General features: G+C 46.3%; 16 protein-coding genes. 4 read left to right on the top strand and 12 right to left on the bottom strand.

The genetic code is table 11. From position 1 onward, the window contains the following. Positions 1–74: 74 nt before the first annotated feature. The 9 genes from CHI14_RS07960 to rpiA form a co-directional block, all read right to left on the bottom strand. Positions 75–512: a GNAT family N-acetyltransferase gene (locus CHI14_RS07960; protein WP_095287892.1), complete on the bottom strand. Its 438-nt coding sequence runs from the start codon at positions 510–512 to the stop codon at positions 75–77. 65 nt (positions 513–577) lie between these two features. Then, complete coding sequence (locus CHI14_RS07965; protein WP_095287893.1) at positions 578–1,564, bottom strand: N-acetylglucosamine kinase; 987 nt, start codon at positions 1,562–1,564, stop codon at positions 578–580. A 106-nt stretch (positions 1,565–1,670) separates the two neighbouring features. Further along, positions 1,671–2,384 (bottom strand): class I SAM-dependent methyltransferase, encoded by a 714-nt coding sequence (locus CHI14_RS07970; RefSeq protein ID WP_170948050.1) that lies wholly within the window; start codon positions 2,382–2,384, stop codon positions 1,671–1,673. Positions 2,385–2,405: 21 nt separating this feature from the next. After that, positions 2,406–2,756 carry a hypothetical protein gene (locus CHI14_RS07975; RefSeq protein WP_095287895.1) on the bottom strand — a complete coding sequence of 117 codons (351 nt, stop codon included), beginning with the start codon at positions 2,754–2,756 and terminating at the stop codon, positions 2,406–2,408. Positions 2,757–2,812: 56 nt separating this feature from the next. Further along, positions 2,813–3,766: an alpha/beta hydrolase gene (locus CHI14_RS07980; protein ID WP_095287896.1), complete on the bottom strand. Its 954-nt coding sequence runs from the start codon at positions 3,764–3,766 to the stop codon at positions 2,813–2,815. Between the two features lie 132 nt (positions 3,767–3,898). Further along, positions 3,899–5,605, bottom strand: a complete 1,707-nt coding sequence (locus tag CHI14_RS07985; protein WP_095287897.1) for a hybrid sensor histidine kinase/response regulator — start codon at positions 5,603–5,605, stop codon at positions 3,899–3,901. A gap of 14 nt (positions 5,606–5,619) precedes the next feature. Next, positions 5,620–6,708 carry a cobalamin B12-binding domain-containing protein gene (locus CHI14_RS07990; RefSeq protein ID WP_095287898.1) on the bottom strand — a complete coding sequence of 363 codons (1,089 nt, stop codon included), beginning with the start codon at positions 6,706–6,708 and terminating at the stop codon, positions 5,620–5,622. Positions 6,709–6,949: 241 nt separating this feature from the next. Beyond that, the gene (locus CHI14_RS07995; RefSeq protein ID WP_095287899.1) at positions 6,950–7,411 is read right to left on the bottom strand and encodes a MarR family winged helix-turn-helix transcriptional regulator; all 462 of its coding nucleotides are present in this window, start codon (positions 7,409–7,411) and stop codon (positions 6,950–6,952) included. A gap of 145 nt (positions 7,412–7,556) precedes the next feature. Beyond that, entirely contained in the window at positions 7,557–8,228 is a 672-nt protein-coding gene (rpiA, locus tag CHI14_RS08000; protein ID WP_095287900.1) for a ribose-5-phosphate isomerase RpiA, read from the bottom strand. Between the two features lie 666 nt (positions 8,229–8,894). On the opposite strand from rpiA, the gene CHI14_RS08005 reads away from it, so the two are divergent. Together CHI14_RS08005 and CHI14_RS08010 are read left to right on the top strand one after the other, a co-directional pair. After that, the gene (locus CHI14_RS08005; RefSeq protein ID WP_095287988.1) at positions 8,895–10,637 is read left to right on the top strand and encodes a methyl-accepting chemotaxis protein; all 1,743 of its coding nucleotides are present in this window, start codon (positions 8,895–8,897) and stop codon (positions 10,635–10,637) included. 42 nt (positions 10,638–10,679) lie between these two features. Beyond that, positions 10,680–14,393, top strand: coding sequence for a non-ribosomal peptide synthetase family protein (locus CHI14_RS08010; protein ID WP_095287901.1), 3,714 nt, complete (start codon positions 10,680–10,682; stop codon positions 14,391–14,393). A 76-nt stretch (positions 14,394–14,469) separates the two neighbouring features. Here the strand turns inward: CHI14_RS08010 and CHI14_RS08015 are convergent, their stop codons facing one another. The 3 genes from CHI14_RS08015 to fucU form a co-directional block, all read right to left on the bottom strand. After that, the gene (locus CHI14_RS08015; RefSeq protein ID WP_249281043.1) at positions 14,470–15,090 is read right to left on the bottom strand and encodes a TraX family protein; all 621 of its coding nucleotides are present in this window, start codon (positions 15,088–15,090) and stop codon (positions 14,470–14,472) included. A gap of 55 nt (positions 15,091–15,145) precedes the next feature. Beyond that, complete coding sequence (locus CHI14_RS08020; RefSeq protein WP_212676984.1) at positions 15,146–15,613, bottom strand: GNAT family N-acetyltransferase; 468 nt, start codon at positions 15,611–15,613, stop codon at positions 15,146–15,148. 238 nt (positions 15,614–15,851) lie between these two features. Further along, positions 15,852–16,325, bottom strand: coding sequence for an L-fucose mutarotase (gene fucU / locus CHI14_RS08025; protein ID WP_095287902.1), 474 nt, complete (start codon positions 16,323–16,325; stop codon positions 15,852–15,854). Positions 16,326–16,573: 248 nt separating this feature from the next. On the opposite strand from fucU, the gene CHI14_RS08030 reads away from it, so the two are divergent. Beyond that, the gene (locus CHI14_RS08030; RefSeq protein ID WP_095287903.1) at positions 16,574–16,996 is read left to right on the top strand and encodes a MarR family winged helix-turn-helix transcriptional regulator; all 423 of its coding nucleotides are present in this window, start codon (positions 16,574–16,576) and stop codon (positions 16,994–16,996) included. Between the two features lie 33 nt (positions 16,997–17,029). Continuing rightward, a complete protein-coding gene (locus tag CHI14_RS08035) occupies positions 17,030–18,328 on the top strand; it encodes an MFS transporter (RefSeq protein ID WP_095287904.1) in 1,299 nt (432 codons plus the stop codon). The last annotated feature ends 69 nt before the right edge of the window (positions 18,329–18,397 follow it).

The raw sequence follows: 18,397 nt of genomic DNA on the forward strand, positions 1-18,397 counted from the left end.
CCCGGCCAAGTCACACGCCCTGTTTCTTGTTTTGTTACATTACGAAGGTCACCATGATTAAGGTGATCCATCATCTATTCTTCGATTGCATCCTCGTCTTTTTCCAGTACACAACGGAATCGTTCGACACCTGGATATAACTCACCCAGGCTGTATACGACAAAGCCCGTATTACGATAAAATTCCACAGCTTCCTGGTCCGTTTCCGCGATGAGCTTGTCCGGATTATACTTCTCCAGCAGCTGTGCAATCATGCCACGGCCATAGTTTTTGAAACGGTTCTCCGGCAATACCGCAATATGTTGGATGGTAATCTCGCTTTTCCCCGTTTTCTCATACCCAACCAAGCCGACTAACTGCCCCTCATCCTCATATCCATCCAGCAGTAGCTCGTCCTTATTCACATATTGCTGCAGCGCATGACCGACTTGCTCCGGGTCCGGAAAAACCGAGTAGGACAGCAATTCCTGCACTTCCGGCTCCTGTATGCGTGATTTTAGATTAATCAACACCCTTATATTCCTCCTATGACTTGCTTAATTCCGTTATCGTATTGTAGTCCTTAGCCTGTCAAAGTTCAAGTCCCATACCCTTGTAACTGACTCTGAAGCGCAGCGGGCGTACCTTCATTCACCTTAATACCCGCCAATTGAAAAGCATCCAAGATTGCGCCGCCAACGGCTGGCAATTCGCTGGATATGTAATCAAACTCCCTTCCAGTCGATGGATGGTTTTGACCTAACCCTTTCTGAACAGCAGCCTTCATATAAGATGAGGTCAGGCAGCTTCCAGTCAGTGTGTAAGAGACCTGTTTAGATTGAAAACAGCTTGCCAGCATAAGAATACCCACAACAGCTGTATCTGCTGCCGAGTCACATACCCTCTTCGCAAGTGGAATTTGCTGAGTGGCAGCTTCCGTCACCAAGGGTGCCATTTGGCTAAATTTGCGGTTCATCGCCTGTTTATCATCAGCAAACCCTGCGGCTCCAAGTGCTGCGAGCTCCGGCCCTGAACGCACATTCCAATATGCAAGAATCTGTTCGACAAAGGAATGATCCTCAGGCTCATATCGGCCTGCCAGAACAGAATGCACGGTATCGTAAGACAGAAAACGCGCTGCCGTCGGAGCATAGTGCCCCAATTGGTCGTTTCGGAGCCAGATTTCCTGCTCCGTCCTGCCAAGGATCAAAGACCCGGTGCCCCCAATTGCCACGATTCCAGGTCTACCGTTAAAGGCAGCTGTATGAGCAATATGTGTGTCGTTTACGGCACTTCTCCTCCCAAGGATGCCCGTTCTGGCAAGAACACCTTCGGCCCAGGCGAATTCTTCTTCCCGGTCCAGACCTGCCATACCGGCTTGAATGGCAGCCACCTGTTCTCCCTTAATGCCAGCCTGCTCCAGCGCTTCTGCTATGCCTCCGAGCACATGCTGTTCAGCATTGGAATCGTGATAACGATTACAACCTCCCTTTTCCACATAGGATAACAGTTGCCCATCTCCATCGGCTACGGCCACTCTTGTATGACTTCCCCCACCATCTATACCTATCACATATGTATTCATCTGTATCCTCCATACTCCGATAATAGACTGTATTAACGCCGTTTCCTTATGTCATAGAAAACAGAACAGCCGGGCTGCATAACTTCATACTTCCCGGCAGGTTCTGCTATTGCTTCTGTACGGCAAAACGTAGCAATTCGCAGCGGAACTGTGTCGGTTCATCGTACTTTTCTTCTTCAATGGTCTGAGTTACGTGTTCCTGAAGCAGGATATTCCAACCCGCATATGCCTCTTCAAGCAATTCGGTGGCCTTGGCTGTTGACAGGTTTAGTTCGATCAAAGGCTCAATTCTCCGTCCAGTGCTAATCTCCTGCTCTTCTACACTTGTACTCATCGTGATGCAATGAATCCCACCTGTGCGTGTCCCTGCCTGAAGACGACTTAGCGCTTCCAGAAAAGCATTTTCATCGGATACGTGCTCCAGGCAGGAACAAGCTGCAATAAAATCAAAAGTATTCGGCCTGATATCATAATGCTCCACGTCTGCTTTCACGGCTTTTACCATATGATCAACCTGATATTTCTTCGCATATTTCCGAAGTCCTTCAACGGCTTCGTCCAGCAGGTCCACACCAATAACCTCGCTGTTCGTTTGCTGCAGACGCTGTGCAATTGGAATGGTATGTCTCCCTACTCCGCATCCCAGATCAAGCACTCGCAGTTCCGATTTGTGTGCAAGCAAACGTTCCAGCATCTCCATCACCATTGGCATCGGTCTAGCCATCCACGTTCCGGCTTCAAATAGCTCATTATTCTGATAAAAGTTCGAATGGTAATCTGCCTCCGCTTTGCGCGCTGCTTCGAATTGTTCATTTCCCATGAATGGCACCCCCGTAATCATCTAGAATTGGATTGTCAGCGTTCCTGAGATCGAAATTAGAATGATGGCCCAAATGGTTAACACGAGCAGGGCACCTGTGACAAGCATTTTCCCGGTGTCCCTTTTGTAAGGATCGTCATTAAATAACATTACCCCGCCAATGGCAATCGCTATCGGAGGAAGAAGAATCGCAATCAGAATTAGCAGACCTATGGAGTAACGATCCAATAAATTCTCCTCGTATTCGTCCATTTGTGTTGTCTCCGCAGGAACGGTCTTCATTTCAACCATATTGCCACATGCTTTGCATTTGAACTCGTCTTCTCCCATTTCCTGTTGACAGTAAGAGCAAACTCTTCGTGATCGCGGCATGCTGCACCTCCTTGACATAAGCAACTACTAAACTAACTACCCGGCATATCTAATATCTAATTCGCGCGCTGCATCATTACCTTGTTAAGGAAGGCATCAAGGACTTCCACATAACGCACTCGATCCACCTGAAAAGCGGTACCGTGACCTGCACGGGGAATGGTCAGCAGCTCTTTTTCCGTAGGACAAGCTTCATAAAGCCGATACACCATCTCTGTCGGGACAAAGGTATCTGCCTCTCCATGAATAAATAAAACGGGAACCTGCATCTTGGCGAGCTGTTTGAGGGCCGATGCCTCCTCGAAGGAATACCCTGCTTTCCATCTGGAGATCAGACTTGTCACAGGGATAAATGGAAAGGGCGGTAATTTGTATAATTGTTTAAGCTGAAACGTAAGCTCATCCTTCACCGATGTATAGGAGCAGTCTGACACGATGGCTTTTACCTGCTCCGGCAGAGACTCCCCGCCTGTCATAAGAACCGTTGCACCGCCCATGGAGATGCCATGCAGCACAATGTCTGTCTGGTTCCCTACCTTGTTGATCACCCAATGGACCCAATCGACGTAATCCTTCCGATCCAGCCAGCCGAATCCGATGACATCTCCTTCACTGTGACCATGAGCGCGATCATCAGGCATAAGTACATTGCAGCCTCTTTTCTCTATATAGAACCTTGCAAAACCAGCCATTTCTCTGCCTCTCCCCGAATACCCGTGCGCCAGAATTACCGTCTGACTCGACTTCCCAGTTGAAGCCAACCATATTCCCTGCAGTTTCAACCCATCGTGAGACGTGATGCTTACCATTTCGCCATCCTGCATGTCCAACCACTCCAGGTCTGATGCACTGCTGATCAATTCATTATCCGGTTCAGGCATTAGATTCGGATTGTCGATTAGAAATGGTTTGGGCGCTCGACGAATAGCTGTTTTGAAAAAGTATAGTCCTCCGATCCAAGTCGAAATAAGAATGACCAGAATAAGTGCGGTAATCCCGTATATTAACATGAATGCTTCTCTCTCCCTCTCAAGATCTTCCACCCTTAATACAGTTAAGGATACATGTTCTTATGTACACTCGTTTTCAGGCGAAAAAACAGGTTTGCTGCCCTAACCTATTTCGTTAAGACAGCAAACCTTTTAAATGATTACCTTCTCCAAAGCTTCACAGGCTTCCTGGTATGCTGGTATCAATTCACCCAGCAATGGCTCAGCCTTCCTCACCTGACCTGTTTTAGCGAGCTGTTCAATCCTGGCAAAAAGCGTCGAACAATATTCTATTCCGAGACTCAAGCTGCCGGATTTCAGATCATGGGCACATTCCGCAGCTGCAATATGGTCTCCGGAAACAACGTATCTCCGAAGTACTTCAATTTTGCCAGGTGTTTCGTTACGATACATGTCCAGCAGCATTTCAAGTATCGACTGTTCACCGTCGCTGTTCAATTCGCCAATCTCTTTGACTATGCTCATATTCAGCACTTCCCGAGGTTCCGAGGGATGCTGCCATTTTTGAATTACGTTTTTTAAGGATTCCAGTGTAAACGGCTTGCCAATGAAATCATTCATTCCAGCTTCAAAACATTTTTCTTTCTCTCCATCCATGACGTTGCCTGTCATCGCAATAATCGGAATGGCATGACGCATTTCATCCTGCTCCATGGCTCTTATTTTGCGTGTTGCCTCAAGTCCATCCATAACCGGCATCATGTTATCCATCAGTATGATTCCATACCTCTTGCTAAGAAAGGCCGCAACAGCCTCTTCTCCGTTGGAAACCGAATCGACCTCGGTGATCCCAAGTTTCTTCAGTTGCATCAAAACAACCTGACGGTTAATTAGATTATCATCTGCGAGCAGGATTGGCCGAGAATAGGGTTGCTGTAGTAAGGCGCCAGAGTCATGCAATGTATCTTGTCCCGTCGGGACTGTGGCTTTTACCGGTTCTGTCTTGCGTCCCATTGGAATTTCAAACCAGAATGTCGAGCCCTGGCCCTCTTGACTAATGACTCCAATCTGACCGCCCATTAACCTCACAAGAGACTGGCATATGGATAACCCCAGGCCTGTTCCTTCATATTCCTTGGAACGGCCTTTTTCCGTTTGAACGTAGGGTTGGAACAAGGTTTTCTGATCTTCTTCGGCGATTCCAATTCCCGTATCCTTTACCTCAAACCGGATCCATTGTGAGTTCTCATCTTCCCGAACCAGGACAATTTGAATACGTATTGACCCTTCTTTTGTAAATTTGTTGGCATTTTGAATCAGGTTCATCAAAACCTGTGTAATTCGTGTGGAGTCTCCCTCAAGAACCCCGGAAATTCGGGGATCACATTCCACGGCCAGTTTGTTCCCATTTTGAATCACCTTGGGCTCCAGCAAACGAACGATGTAATTAAACGTAGGCTCCAGTTCGACATCTCCCATTTCAAGACGCATCTGACCTGCTTCCAGTTTGGAAAAGTCCAGAAGGTCCTGAATAAGCTTCAGCAGAAGTCTCGCTGCTTCTTGAATCACTTGGACCGAATGCTGCTGTTCTTCGGACAGTGAAGACTGTTGCAAAAGTTCAGCCATGCCTAATATTCCATTTAAGGGTGTACGGAAATCGTGGCTGATTACGGCTATAAATGAACTCTTGGATTCCCCTGCGGATACTGCTTCTTTTCGAGCGGCATCCAGACTTGCGTTATTTTTAGCAAGTTGACGCTGAAGGGTCACCAGTTCATTGTTCATTTCGGAGAATTCACCAAGAATTCGCTCTTCCTGTTCCTTACTGCGAATAATCTGATCAGATAAATGCTCAATCGTTTCACGCAGCTTTTCGATCTCGCCAGCTTCATTAGACATTGCGTCATTCCTCTCTATTCGCGAATCATACCAACGTTGCAGTTGGCAGATTGCTGAGCCAGCAGACTTTCTGCAACGGCAACAGCCTCATCAGCTCCAGGAGCATAACCATCTGCCCCAACGGTCCTCCATAACTCCGGATCAATGTTGAATGGATAACCTCCTACCATGATTTTCACATGCGAGGTAGCCGGGTGATTACGAATCATTTGGATAAGTTCTTTGGCAAGATGAAGATGAAATGTCATCGTTACTGAAATAGCGACCACATCTCCCTTATGGCGCTCGATCGCCTCAAGCAGGCTGCCATTCGGAACATTTGCCCCCAAATAATACGTATCCCAGCCTTCCATCTCAAACACGTCAGCAAGCATACGCAAACCGATCTCATGCTGCTCACTGCCTACACAGGCTGCAACCAGCTTTTTTTGCTGTGACTCATGGATTAACCAGCGGGGATACAGCCGCGAGATAATAGCCTGTGTGGCTGCCGTACAGAAGTGCTCCTGAGCGACACTAATCTGGCTAAGCTGCCACAAGCGGCCTATTTCATATTGAGTGGGTTGAAAAATATAACGATAAATATCACGAATGCTTGCTCCGCTTTCCAGCTCGGCTTCAATAATGCTAAAAGCTTCTTGGCGTCTGCTATCCAGAAGCGCCTGCAAATAAGATTTGGCAGCATGGCCATATGGAAAAGATTCGTTGACGAATCCTTGTGCTGCCTCGTGATGCTGGATCTGATAGATCCCCATTTCCAGATAATCTAGAACAAGTGACTTGGATGCATCATCAAACTCTTCTTCCAACGTCTCTTTAATTAGATTTAAATTAATGGCCAGATCATCCGCCGAAACATGATAACCTGCCAGCAGTGTTTTGAGCCAAGATATATAATGAGTAAACAGGTTAGGACTCTTAACCAGAACACTCTCAGCCAAATAATTCAAACTATATTGCGAATCCTGTTGAGTGCGCATTCTACCATTTTCACCAAAACGTTCAAGTAACTCAGGTTGCAGCGTATACTGCTTCTCCGTTATTTTATCAGCCAGCCCACCTGCTGCCTTCAGCAAGTGTTCCCCAGCTTCCTGATGGGTCATTATGTTATCCCTCCTCTTGCTGTGCAATCGTATCAACCATGATGGAATATCCTCGATAAGAGTCGATTCGATTTCAATCAGCTATTGATCGGGAAATGCTTATATTATTATACATGAACCCCAAGGAGAAACGTTTCATATGGAGCTGCATATTAGAACAATTTTCCTATATTATGAGCATTTCTGCAAGTCACCCAGCCAGTACATGCCCCTTTTTTTCACACAAAAAAACCGGCCTGCGTTATGGACGCAAGTCGGTTTTCCCTTCAGCAGCAAGTCCTAGTTTCTTCAGTAGGCGAATGGCATCCGCTTTTTCCGATGGCTCTAAACCTTCCATTGCATCAATGATAACCTGATGATGTCCAGGGAATATTTGGGTGAATAGATTTCTTCCCTTTTCCGTCAATTCCGCGTAAATAACACGGCGGTCTTCCTTGGATGCACGTCTAAACAGCAAATCCTTGTTTTGCAGTTTATCCACTACATAGGTTATGTTCCCGCTGGACATTAGCACTTTCTCTCCGATTTTTTGCAAGGCTTGTGGGCCCTTATGATATAACAAATCCAGTACCCCGAATTCTGTTGTATTCAGTCCATGACTCTGGATGTCACGATTGGACCTTGATGTAACGGAATTGTAAGCTCGGGCGAGAACCACAAATAATTGCAAAGATAGTTCCCGATTGTCCTCCGTATTCGGCATTTCCATAATCCTCCGTCAATTGTTTGCAAATTCAGGCTGCGCTTCGATGCCAAGCAGCGTTTACATCCCTCACACAGCACTTCTCAAAACAAGTTATTACAATCAATAAGCCAAGCACATGTATCCTTTAATCATCTGATCGATCTTAGGAACGATGGCGCTCATCAATACTACCGTCATCTTTGGCCAGAATCACCGTATCGGCCATGTCAACGAACAAACCGTTATCAACTACGCCTGGCAGCATGTTAAGTTGTACATTGAGCTCAGCCGCGTTTACGATGGATTCCATCCGGCAATCCGCAATCAGATTTCCGTTGTCCGTAAGGTAGCGCTCATCTTCATTCATACGCCATTCTGGTCGGCAGCCCAGCTTCTCCAGCGCCTGGAAGGTCCATTCCGATGCAAAAGGAACCACTTCTACCGGCAGTGGAAACTGACCCAATTGTTGAACCGCCTTGCTGCCATCAGCAACTATAATGAGTTTATCACTGTTAGCCGCCACGATTTTTTCACGTAAAAGAGCTCCGCCGCCGCCCTTGATCAGATTGAAATCAGGATCAACCTCATCTGCACCATCAATCGTAATATCCAGCCTTCCAATCTGGTCGAACGGGATGATCGGAATTCCCCACTCGCGAGCCAGCTTGTCCGAAGCTTCCGAAGTCGCCACAGCCTGGATTTGCAGCCCCTCGCGTACACGCTCTCCCAGTCTGCATATCGCAAAATATGCCGTTGAGCCTGTTCCGAGTCCAACCTTCATGCCATCCTGAATGTATTCTGCCGCCCGCTCTGCTGCAATTTTTTTCAGATTCATCTAAAATAAACCCCCGCCTGCTTATGATTTGAAAAATGCACACTGTCTTTATTATAGATAAAACCGCTTCCGATGTATATCCATGCCGAATGCCATGCAGCAGGAAATTTGATCTAACGACAAATCCCGGATTTCGCCATTTCCTGCTATGTAAGTTTATCGTTAGTTAAAATGGTATAAGAAATCTGCCATACTAGGTTCTCCTTTATAGACAAAAGGCCGTTCCTGCTGATTACACTAACTTTCAAGGAAGGAGTCATTTCCAAGGTTTAAAGTGTTTTTTTGTATCAGCCTGATATAAAATAAAGACGGGGACTAGAAAATGGAAATTTCTCCAAATAAACAGTTCTAAATACCTATGTAATAAGTGTTATGTCCGCAAATATGTAAATTATTAAAAAAGTTTTAACGAAACTATTCAATTTAACCACATTTCATACGACATATTAAGTAGAGATGTGTTTTAATAATTAGACACCTACGGATTATGAGGTACAAAAGTCTCTGCATTAAGACTGCGAACCCAAGACCATGGTCTCATACATAAGCTCTGGAGGGGGATCAACAAATGACTTGATTAGCTGCATTCATGCAAGCAAATAAAAGGTTTGTTAATTACAAGAAGATCAGGAGTGGAATTTAGTGAAATCATTTAGTTGGAAAAGCATGTCCTTTTTCTCAAAAAACTTATTACTTTCATTCACCAACATCATTATTATCGGGGTTGCACTTATTGCGAGCAGCTATTACTTCCAAAAGACGGTTCTTGTAGACCAGCTGCATGGACAAGTAGAACAAATCACTAAAAAGTGGGCAGAGGGAATCAACCCAGCCGACGTAGAGGCAGCTATTGCGGAAGGCAGTTATGATGGAAAAGTGCAAACCCAGTTGCGTGCTTATTTTGATGAAATGCAAGAATACTACCCGAATATTGCCCAAGCTTATATCTTTGGTGTAGAGCTAGGCGGAGATACGAAAAGAGAAACTTCTCTCATAGCCATGCCGACCAACCTGAGAGAAGCATTCCAGAGCGATAATGTTAATATTGGCGACATGTATGAACAACCTGTTGTTGTGGCGAATGCACTAAAAGAAATGCTTAATACGGACCGTCCAACCTTCACGACTTTCTATTCAGATGATTTTGGTACATGGACAACCATCGCTTATCCGATCAAGGACAGCAACGGCAAAATCTTCTCTTACTTTGCAGTCGACGCAGATGCAACAGCAGTTCCTGCCGGACTGAAATCACTGCTTAAAAACGGTATCATCATTCTGGTTGCTTTCCTTCTGTTGTTCCTGATTATCCAATACCTAGTAGTTAAAAATACGCTATCCCCAATTCGTCACCTGATCAAAGGTATCGATGACGTTAGCCGGGGTAATTTGAATGTCAACATTCCGACAGGAAAAGACGACCTCGGACTAGTAAACGAGAAGTTCAACACGATGGTTCGCAAAATCAATGACACTATCGTTAAAGTGCAAGTCACTTCTCAAGAGGTTAACCAATCAGCCAAAGAGCTGTATGAGGTATCTGAGAAAAACAGCGAGAACGCTGATACCATCAACAGCAATGTAACGCAAATCACCTCCAACATCCGTGGACAGGAACAGGCAAGTATTGATAGTGCCCGTGCCATGGCCGAAATGGCGACTGTCATTCAAACGATTGCCAGCAGTTCCGCTAATGTAGCTGATGAAGCTTATGAAATGGAACGCCGTTCCCAACAGGGTAACACGGTTGTACGCCAAGTGTCTCAGCAAATGACACTGATTACGGAATCCGTGAAGAATACGGCTTCAGCAATCCAGGTTCTGGAGAGCCGTTCACAGGAAATCGGAGATATCCTGAACATCATCTCCGGCATTTCCAGCCAAACCAACCTGCTAGCTTTGAACGCATCCATTGAGGCAGCTCGTGTTGGTGAAGAGGGCCGAGGATTTGCCGTTGTTGCTGGTGAAGTTCGTAAGCTCGCCGAACAATCCGAACAATCCACAAGCCAGATCGCTGTATTGATTGACGAGATTCAAACCGAGATTAAACAAGCTGTCCGTGCAATGGAAAAAGGTACGGCAGAAGTCGATACCGGACTTGACGTTGCAGATCAGACAGGAAAGTTGTTTGAAGATATTCTGGAAGCTGCGAAGAAAGTATCGAATCAGATTCAGGAAGTTTCCAGTGCTACAGAAGAAATCTCTGCAAGTACAGAGGAAATGACTGCTACCGCAGATGATTTGTCTGCCAGCGTTAGCAAAACAGCAGAAAGCAGTGAGCGTATTGCCGCTTCCGTCGATGACCAGAAGGCTTCCCTGTCTACCCTTGTTGATTCTTCCACCCGTTTGAACAGCATGTCCGAGGAATTACAGGAATTGATCTCTCACTTTAATGTAAGCAAGTCCTAAAAAACGATAAAACGAATGTTATAATTAAGGAGGAAAATAGACGTGATCGATCATCACTCTTCATCTTCCCAGACAGTGGAATCTGAGTTGCCAGTTCTCCAGATTCCACTGGATTTTGGGCGCCGTCAACAATCATTTTCGTATGAATCAGCTCATATACAGCTGCAGCCAACACAGAGCCGTGAACTCACTCAGAAGTATGGCTCAACGTCGATTTATAACGCGCTCCTGTCGGCATATGCTGCCTTGTTGTTCCGGTTATCAGGAGAACAGGAGTTAGGCATTGGCACGCTTGATCCGGATCGTTCTGCATCAGTTCTGCTGCTGCAGGTACATGGCAAGATGAGCTTCCGTGAGCTAATTCGTCAAATTACCCTTTTGCAAGAAAAAGAAGATTCGATGCAGCCGGGTGCTTACCCGGAAACCTTGTTTATGTTTAATAGTGTTCAGCTTCCTCAGGCTCCGCAGGTGCTCAATTGGAGTATCCGTGAGGAGCAGAATGTATATACGCTCGACTTGTTCTTTGATTCATCCCTTCTGAAAGAAGCAACCGTGATGAGATATGCTGAGTACTATCAAACCCTGCTTCTCTCGATGATTCGGGATGAAGACGTGACCATTGGCTCCGTGGACATTTTGTCCGCCTCTGACCGGACGCTGTATCGCGAGATGAATGATACCTGTGTGTCTGAACCTGAGCATCAGACCATCCATGGCTGGTTCGAAGCTACGGCTGCCGAGTATCCCGATTCGCCCGCGATCACGTCCCCATTCGGTCGGTATAGCTACAGAGAATTGAACGAACGTGCCAATCAAGTCGCACGTGTACTGTTATCCAACGGATTGCAAAAGGGTGAGTTCGTCAGCATCTTCATGGAACGCAGTCTGGAAACGATCATTTCCCTGCTCGGCATTCTGAAGGCAGGCGGTGTTTACGTTCCGATTGACCCTGAACATCCACAGGAACGCAATAGTTATATCGTGGAAGATACGGCTTCTTCTTTTGTTTTAACCAAAGAGTCCTCTCTAGCAGAAGCTTCACGGTTATTCTCAGGTATTCCTACCGTACGTCAAATTCTGGCTGTGGATGGACGCCTGGCCGGGTTTGCAGCAAGTAATCCTAATCTGGATATTCAGGCAGACGATCTCGCTTACATCATCTACACCTCCGGATCCACAGGCAAACCCAAAGGCGCACTCGTCGCCCATCGCGGGGTTGTCAACCTTGGAAGTGTCGTGCAGCGCGATTGTGACATTCAAGCCGGGGACGTTTTGACTCAGTTTGCTACATACAGCTTCGATGCTTCCGTCTGGGATACGATCGGTGCACTGTTCTATGGAGCAGAATTGTATCTGCTATCTGCCGAGGAACGTGTATCTGTAGAGGAGTTCGCCACGGCAATCGAGCGCACAGGCACAACGATTATTACGATCCTGCCTACGATCTTCTTTAACCAGCTTGCATCCTATCTGTCAGACGAAGGGTTCCACAAGCTGGCCAAAGTTAGAATTATTACCGTTGCGGGCGAAGCCCTCTACGGAGAACAGGTGCGCGCCTTTCAGCGCAAATTTGGTAACCAGATCGACATCGTCAATGTATACGGGCCTACCGAATGTACTGTGGCGACAACGACACACCGGATCAGTGAACAGGTCCCGGATCATGTGGCTAACATTCCGATTGGTAAACCGATTCATAACTACAAAGTGTATATCGTCAACGAAGAGCAGCAGCTCTGCCCTGTAGGCGTGCCTGGTGAAGTATATATTGCTACCCCAGCACTGGCGAAAGGGTACTTGAATCAACCAGAACGTACAGAGCAAGCCTTTATTGATAATCCTTTTGCAATCGATGAGAAAATCTACAAATCGGGTGATATTGCCAAGCTGCTTGATACCGGGTTGCTGGAATACGTCGGACGTAGTGATTCACAGCTGAAGATCCGCGGTCATCGGATTGAAATTGGTGAGATTGAGGATCATTTTGCTCGCCTTGAAGGGATTCAAGATGTTGTGGTCATTCCCAAGAAAGAATCGGACGGTCAGAACATGCTTGTGGGATATTTCACTTCTAAGGACGGAACCACTCTATCCGTAGATCATATTAAAGCCCAATTGGCAGACAAACTTCCATCCTATTTTGTACCGAAATGGATCTGTCAGCTTGATGAAATGCCTATCGCACCTACCGGCAAAATTCACCGGAAAGCGATGGTATCGCTACCAAACGAAGAAAGACATGAAAATCGGCCGGATCGGGTCATGCCTGAGACAGAGACCGAGGCGATTATATTCAATGCCTGGAAAGAAATTCTCGGACACAGCGACTTTGGAATCGAAGACAGCTTCTTCACGATCGGTGGCGACTCCTTGCGAGTAATCCATGTCCTGGTTATTTTGAAGCCGCACTATCCACAGCTGAAGATTGCCGACTTCTTTGCAGAGAAAACCATTCGTTCCCTGGCACTTCGGGTACAGTCACTTGTGCAGATTACTGAGCAAACTGCCCCATCCGCTGAGCACACTGGCGTGATGACCCAACTGGCAGAGCATCCGGTCGAATTGGCATCCCAACTGGGTTACCCTGAGATCCTTAAGCCGGAGCATGTTCTGTTAACAGGTGCTACAGGTTACCTTGGTTCACATGTGCTGCAGCAGCTCCTTCTTCATTCGGATGTGACAATCCATACGCTTGTCCGTCGTCCGTCTGACGGTAATACAGCCATGCAGCGTTTAAGCAAGGTTATGGAGGGATATTTCGGGCCTGAGATCAGTGCACTTCTCGCTTCACGTGTGGAGATTATCGAGGGAGATCTGGAGAAGCCTAACCTCGGTTTAACCGCTGAGCAAACCAGTAAGGTACAATCCCGGATTGATCGAGTAATTCACTGTGCGGCAGACGTAAGACACTTTGGAGATGCTGAACAGTTTGCCAAAACCAATGTAGAGGGTACGGAAGCCCTGCTGAATCTGATTCGCAGCAAACCCGGCGCTTCCTTCCATCATGTCTCTACCATGGGCATACCGGAAGATCTGGCACTCAGTGGACAATGGGAATCATCCCTTCAGTATGACCGTTTCCCGGCAGATCTGCATGTAGAGAACCTGTACTCTGACAGCAAACTTGAAGCGGAGAAAGTATTGATGATTGCAGCAGAGGAAGGTGTACCGGTAAGCATCTATCGTGCGGGTAACCTGACATGTCATTCGGAAACGGGACGCTTCCAGTCCAACATCGACAGCAATGCCTTCTACCGAATGATCAAAGCGATGCTCCTTCTCGGCAAAGCTCCTGCTGCCGAATGGTTGGTTGATTTCACACCGATTGATTATGCAAGCCAGGCTATCGTGCATTTGGCTCTGCGTGATGACACGGCTGGACGGGTATTCCACATTTGTAATCCCGAGTCGATCCGTTACGATAGTTTGATTGCTTCCATCAATCGTGCGGGATATGAAGTCGAAACGCTGCCTTTTGATGAATATACCAGCTGGTTATTCGATTCATCCATCAGCAAGGATCCAGAGGCCCTGCAGCTCGCCATTGCCCAATTGGAAGGTGACGGTGCGAAGGATTCAGCCTATGTATATGCCTGCCCGGTAACAACAGCGTATGTGGAGCCAGCCGGAATTCACTGTGCAAAAGCAGATGACTCATTCATCTCCAGCATGCTGCAATATGCAGTTAACATTGGATATTTCCCTGCTGCTAATCAGCCGCAGCTTGACTCTACCACATCTCATATTGTGGAGTAGGACCATTCATTTATAAAAAAAAAAACAAACAAGCCACCCGGCCGTCACTTCTGACAGCAAGGTGGCTTATTTGTTTTTATGTCCAGCGAATAATAGCAATAATGGCAAGATGAGCCGGGTAAAAATAACGCCAGATCCACCTTGGTCCTTTCAGACGAAAACCTGCCCCGTAATACTGCGCAATCGCAATGCCTAACGTAGCCACTACGCTGTACATTTGCACCGAACTGCTGTACAGCTGGATATACAGAGCCGTTAACAAAACATGCCCCAGCACAAGTATGGGTCCCTGGAAGTACCGGAATAACAGTACTAGCAGCAGTCCATACATGCCATAATCCATAGCCGTTATTTCCATAATTATACCTGCCCCAATAACTATCGGGATACCCAGTAATCGGTTCGGCAGTTTGTCCAGTACCAGCAAAACCAGCAGGGACGACCACAGGGTCCATACGACGTTTAATGACAGGTGATTAAATGCCGCCATGAAAGGGACTTGGGAGAGCACAGCGATCCAAAAAAGACGCCAGATGTATTTCTGTACATTACGTGTATGCTTATACCCGATATAGACAGCAAATGCATATATGGGAAAAGCAATCCGCCCAATGATCCTCAGTTCCTCCACCTGCGGATAAAAGACAGCCCCTATATGATCGATCAACATCGTGATCATGGCGATCCACTGCATCATTTTGCGTTAGTCCCTCCCCAATCACTCTACTTCGAATATACCTATTCCAGGTTAATCACACATTACGTTCATAATACAGGAAGTGGTCATCTTTCGCATACCCCTCTGATTCATATAATGCCTGTGCCTGTGTATTGTTAATCGCTGTGGATAAGGTTATTCGAATCGCCCCTGTCTCGCTGGCGAAGGTTTGTGCAGCCTGCATCAACTTGCGAGCTATACCTTGCTTGCGGTGATCCTTATGTACAAATAAATCGTTTAGCACCCATATGGACCCCATGGACACTGAACTAAAGCTTGGATATAACTGAACAAACCCGGCAATATTCCCAAGTCCAGGTTCCTTTTTGGAATCCGATTCTGCCATCCATATAACAGATTCATCCTTGCTCAAACGCTCCTGAATGTACTTTACGGCCCTCTCCCTATCAGAAACCTGGTTGTAAAACACTCTGTACTGGTTAAATAATTCACCTATCTGCTGGGCATCATCAACCCCTGCCCGTCTAACCCGGTACATCATTTGTTTCTTCCCCCTTAACCACGGAATGATTTTTCATATACTCTATTTATTTTAAGGCAATTACAACCATCTACCATTCATCATCTGCATCAAAGTTTGCAATATATTTCGCTCCTTGGACCAAAATAAGTTCACACGTACAGATTTCCCTTGTCTCAGAACAATCCGATATAACGCAAAAAAGGCGAACAGGAGCGTAAGTGGCTCCGTCGCCATGGATTAAACACTCTATAGAAAATCACTTTAATTCCATACGTTGATTTTGCGTATCAGGACTTACATCAGGGAAAATGACCCCTTTTTTCAAGATGAGATTAGCATACTGGGCACGTTCACCGGTAGCAACGATGGCATAGGCACGAGAAGCCCTCTCATAGAACGAAAATCGCTCTTCTTGATCAAAGGCGTCTGTGATGCCTTCATGCTCCAAGATCAGCCTGCGGTAATCCTCCCATATAATCGGAACGACCTGATCCCCCTCTACTACCTGCATGACGGCTGCAGGCCGTTTTGCATACGTATCAAGTGGATACAAACTCAAAATAGCCTCCAGTAACTCTACGGTTCCCAGCGCATCACAACGGATGAGATGCCTGGCATGGCTGGCTGCAGGGAAATTGCCATCAGCAAGCACCAATTCGTCCCCATGCCCCATCTCGGACATAATCTTAAGCAGTTCTGGAGAAATTATTGCAGGAATGTTTTTCAGCATACTCAGCTCTCCTTGTTAGCTCCACATCGAATGGAGCAGAATAACCTTCGGTATTCCAAGATGAAATCCTTAACTTTCCACCTATGCAGTTCACTTCCATTCTATCAGGATTTTCTAACTTAGAACAATCCAATTTGAAAGTGGTTTATTCCAATTTGCTTTGACAAAATTGGTTGCATCACATATAGTTGTTATAACAAGTAATTCGTTTGAAGATGATTAATAGGAAAGTGAGGAACTATGTTCGTATGGACTATTCGCTAGAGAAATCTGTCGGATTTATGCTGGGCTTCACATATCGCAAAGCCGCTGCTTTACTTGCGACCCGTTTTAAACCTTACGATATAACAACCGAGCAATTCTCTGTTCTGTTCAATATTGATAAGGGAGAAGGCGTGAACCAAAAGGAAGTTGCGAGTCGCGTTCTGAAGGATCAACCCACCACTGCACGCATTATTGATCTACTCGAGAAAAAGGGATGGGTTGAACGCCGGACCAGTGAACAGGATCGCAGAGCTTATCTCCTCTATCTGACTGCGGAAGGAAAAGCGTTGATCGATATTCTGGTTCCCATTGAAAGAGAAATGAATAAAGAACTTGCTGAAGGTATACCCGAAGACCAGATGGAAGCATTTAAACATACTCTTTCCCTCATCAATCGCAACTTGTAAAGAACTGAACATCTCAAGGGGGAATGAATTCATATGAAAGACCGTTCTACACAGGTTAAACTTTGGACCACCGATTTTATTTTGCTCATGCTCTGTAACTTCCTGCTTTTCCTACAGCTGCATATGATTGTTTCTCCTCTTCCTTCCTACGTACAGGAACGATTCCACGCGAATGCATTTGAAGTCAGCTTATTCACCTGTCTGTTTGCACTTAGTGCAATTGCAGCACGCCTATACTCAGCCAAAGCACTCGAAAAGGGCCTCCGCAATGCCATGATCTACATCGGCCTGTCTGTAGCACTTCTTGCTACACTCGGGTATTATTTTGCTGCCGGCATAGCTGTTCTGCTGCTGCTGCGCATGATTTTTGGTGTTGGTTTCGGAATGAGCAGTACCGCGTTCCCAACCATGGCCTCTGACATTATTCCGGTTAAACGTATGGGAGAAGGTATGGGCTATTTCGGGTTATCTACCAGTCTTGCCATGTCTATGGGTCCCATTATCGGGGTTACGCTGCTGCAAGGTTCAGGATTCGTAACACTTATGCTGTGTACAGCGGCCGTGATCGTGGTCATCTATCCACTCAGTTATTCGTTAACACGTAAGAAAGCCGCACGTTCACAGGCTGGTTCAACTCAAACTTCAGCTGGGCCGGTAGCGAACGTTTCCGGAACGAAGGAGAAAATTCCTTTTAATCGAAAATTGATCTTGCCCAGTGTGCTGAATTGTTTGTTATCCATCACCTATGGCGGACTTGTCGGATTCATTGTGTTATATGGCAAAGAGGCCAATCTGGCCAACCCTGCTTTATTTTTCTTGTTTAACGCGTTAGCTGTACTGCTAGTCAGACCATTTGCAGGCAGATTGTATGACAGCAAGGGACCCAAAGCGCTGCTTATTCCTGGAGCGATTTTTGTGGCGATCGGACTGACTATCCTCTCTTTTGCAACGTCCATGCCGATTTTATTTGTCGCAGCATTTATCTATGGCATTGGGTATGGTTCCATGCAATCGTCACTGCAGACCTGGATGATTCAGATTGTAGCTCCAACCCAGCGCGGGATGGCGAATGGCATGTTCTTGAATACACTTGATTTGGGGATTGCTACGGGTGCTCTGCTGCTTGGTGCGATCGCCTCCATGACAAGCTACACGGACATGTACCGGTATTCTGTCATCTTCATGATTGTGTTCTTGCTGATCTATCTTATCCAAGGTAAACGAAGTGGAACTTTCGCAGTCTCCGTCCATCCGTTACTTGCCCATACACATATATCGGGCACGGATTCAGACTCCAAAGAGTCAAGTTCAACCACATCCGTTGAAAAATAAAAAAATTCCCGTCAAAATAAAAAAACGCGTTTGCCGGTTGAGAATGATGTTCTCGCCAGCAAGCGCGTT

Source organism: Paenibacillus sp. 7516 (assembly GCF_002272715.1).
Taxonomy (GTDB): domain Bacteria; phylum Bacillota; class Bacilli; order Paenibacillales; family Paenibacillaceae; genus Paenibacillus; species Paenibacillus illinoisensis_A.

Excerpts from the sequence above, each read along its gene's own strand:
- CHI14_RS07965 (WP_095287893.1), bottom strand. The coding sequence starts at position 1,564 with ATGAATACATATGTGATAGGTATAGATGGTGGGGGAAGTCATACAAGA.
- CHI14_RS08005 (WP_095287988.1), top strand. The coding sequence starts at position 8,895 with ATGTCCTTTTTCTCAAAAAACTTATTACTTTCATTCACCAACATCATT.
- CHI14_RS08015 (WP_249281043.1), bottom strand. The coding sequence starts at position 15,090 with ATGATGCAGTGGATCGCCATGATCACGATGTTGATCGATCATATAGGG.
- CHI14_RS07995 (WP_095287899.1), bottom strand. The coding sequence starts at position 7,411 with ATGCCGAATACGGAGGACAATCGGGAACTATCTTTGCAATTATTTGTG.
- CHI14_RS07975 (WP_095287895.1), bottom strand. The coding sequence starts at position 2,756 with ATGCCGCGATCACGAAGAGTTTGCTCTTACTGTCAACAGGAAATGGGA.
- CHI14_RS07980 (WP_095287896.1), bottom strand. The coding sequence starts at position 3,766 with ATGTTAATATACGGGATTACCGCACTTATTCTGGTCATTCTTATTTCG.
- CHI14_RS08035 (WP_095287904.1), top strand. The coding sequence starts at position 17,030 with ATGAAAGACCGTTCTACACAGGTTAAACTTTGGACCACCGATTTTATT.
- CHI14_RS07970 (WP_170948050.1), bottom strand. The coding sequence starts at position 2,384 with ATGGGAAATGAACAATTCGAAGCAGCGCGCAAAGCGGAGGCAGATTAC.
- CHI14_RS08030 (WP_095287903.1), top strand. The coding sequence starts at position 16,574 with ATGGACTATTCGCTAGAGAAATCTGTCGGATTTATGCTGGGCTTCACA.
- CHI14_RS08020 (WP_212676984.1), bottom strand. The coding sequence starts at position 15,613 with ATGATGTACCGGGTTAGACGGGCAGGGGTTGATGATGCCCAGCAGATA.
- fucU (WP_095287902.1), bottom strand. The coding sequence starts at position 16,325 with ATGCTGAAAAACATTCCTGCAATAATTTCTCCAGAACTGCTTAAGATT.
- CHI14_RS07985 (WP_095287897.1), bottom strand. The coding sequence starts at position 5,605 with ATGTCTAATGAAGCTGGCGAGATCGAAAAGCTGCGTGAAACGATTGAG.
- CHI14_RS07990 (WP_095287898.1), bottom strand. The coding sequence starts at position 6,708 with ATGACCCATCAGGAAGCTGGGGAACACTTGCTGAAGGCAGCAGGTGGG.
- rpiA (WP_095287900.1), bottom strand. The coding sequence starts at position 8,228 with ATGAATCTGAAAAAAATTGCAGCAGAGCGGGCGGCAGAATACATTCAG.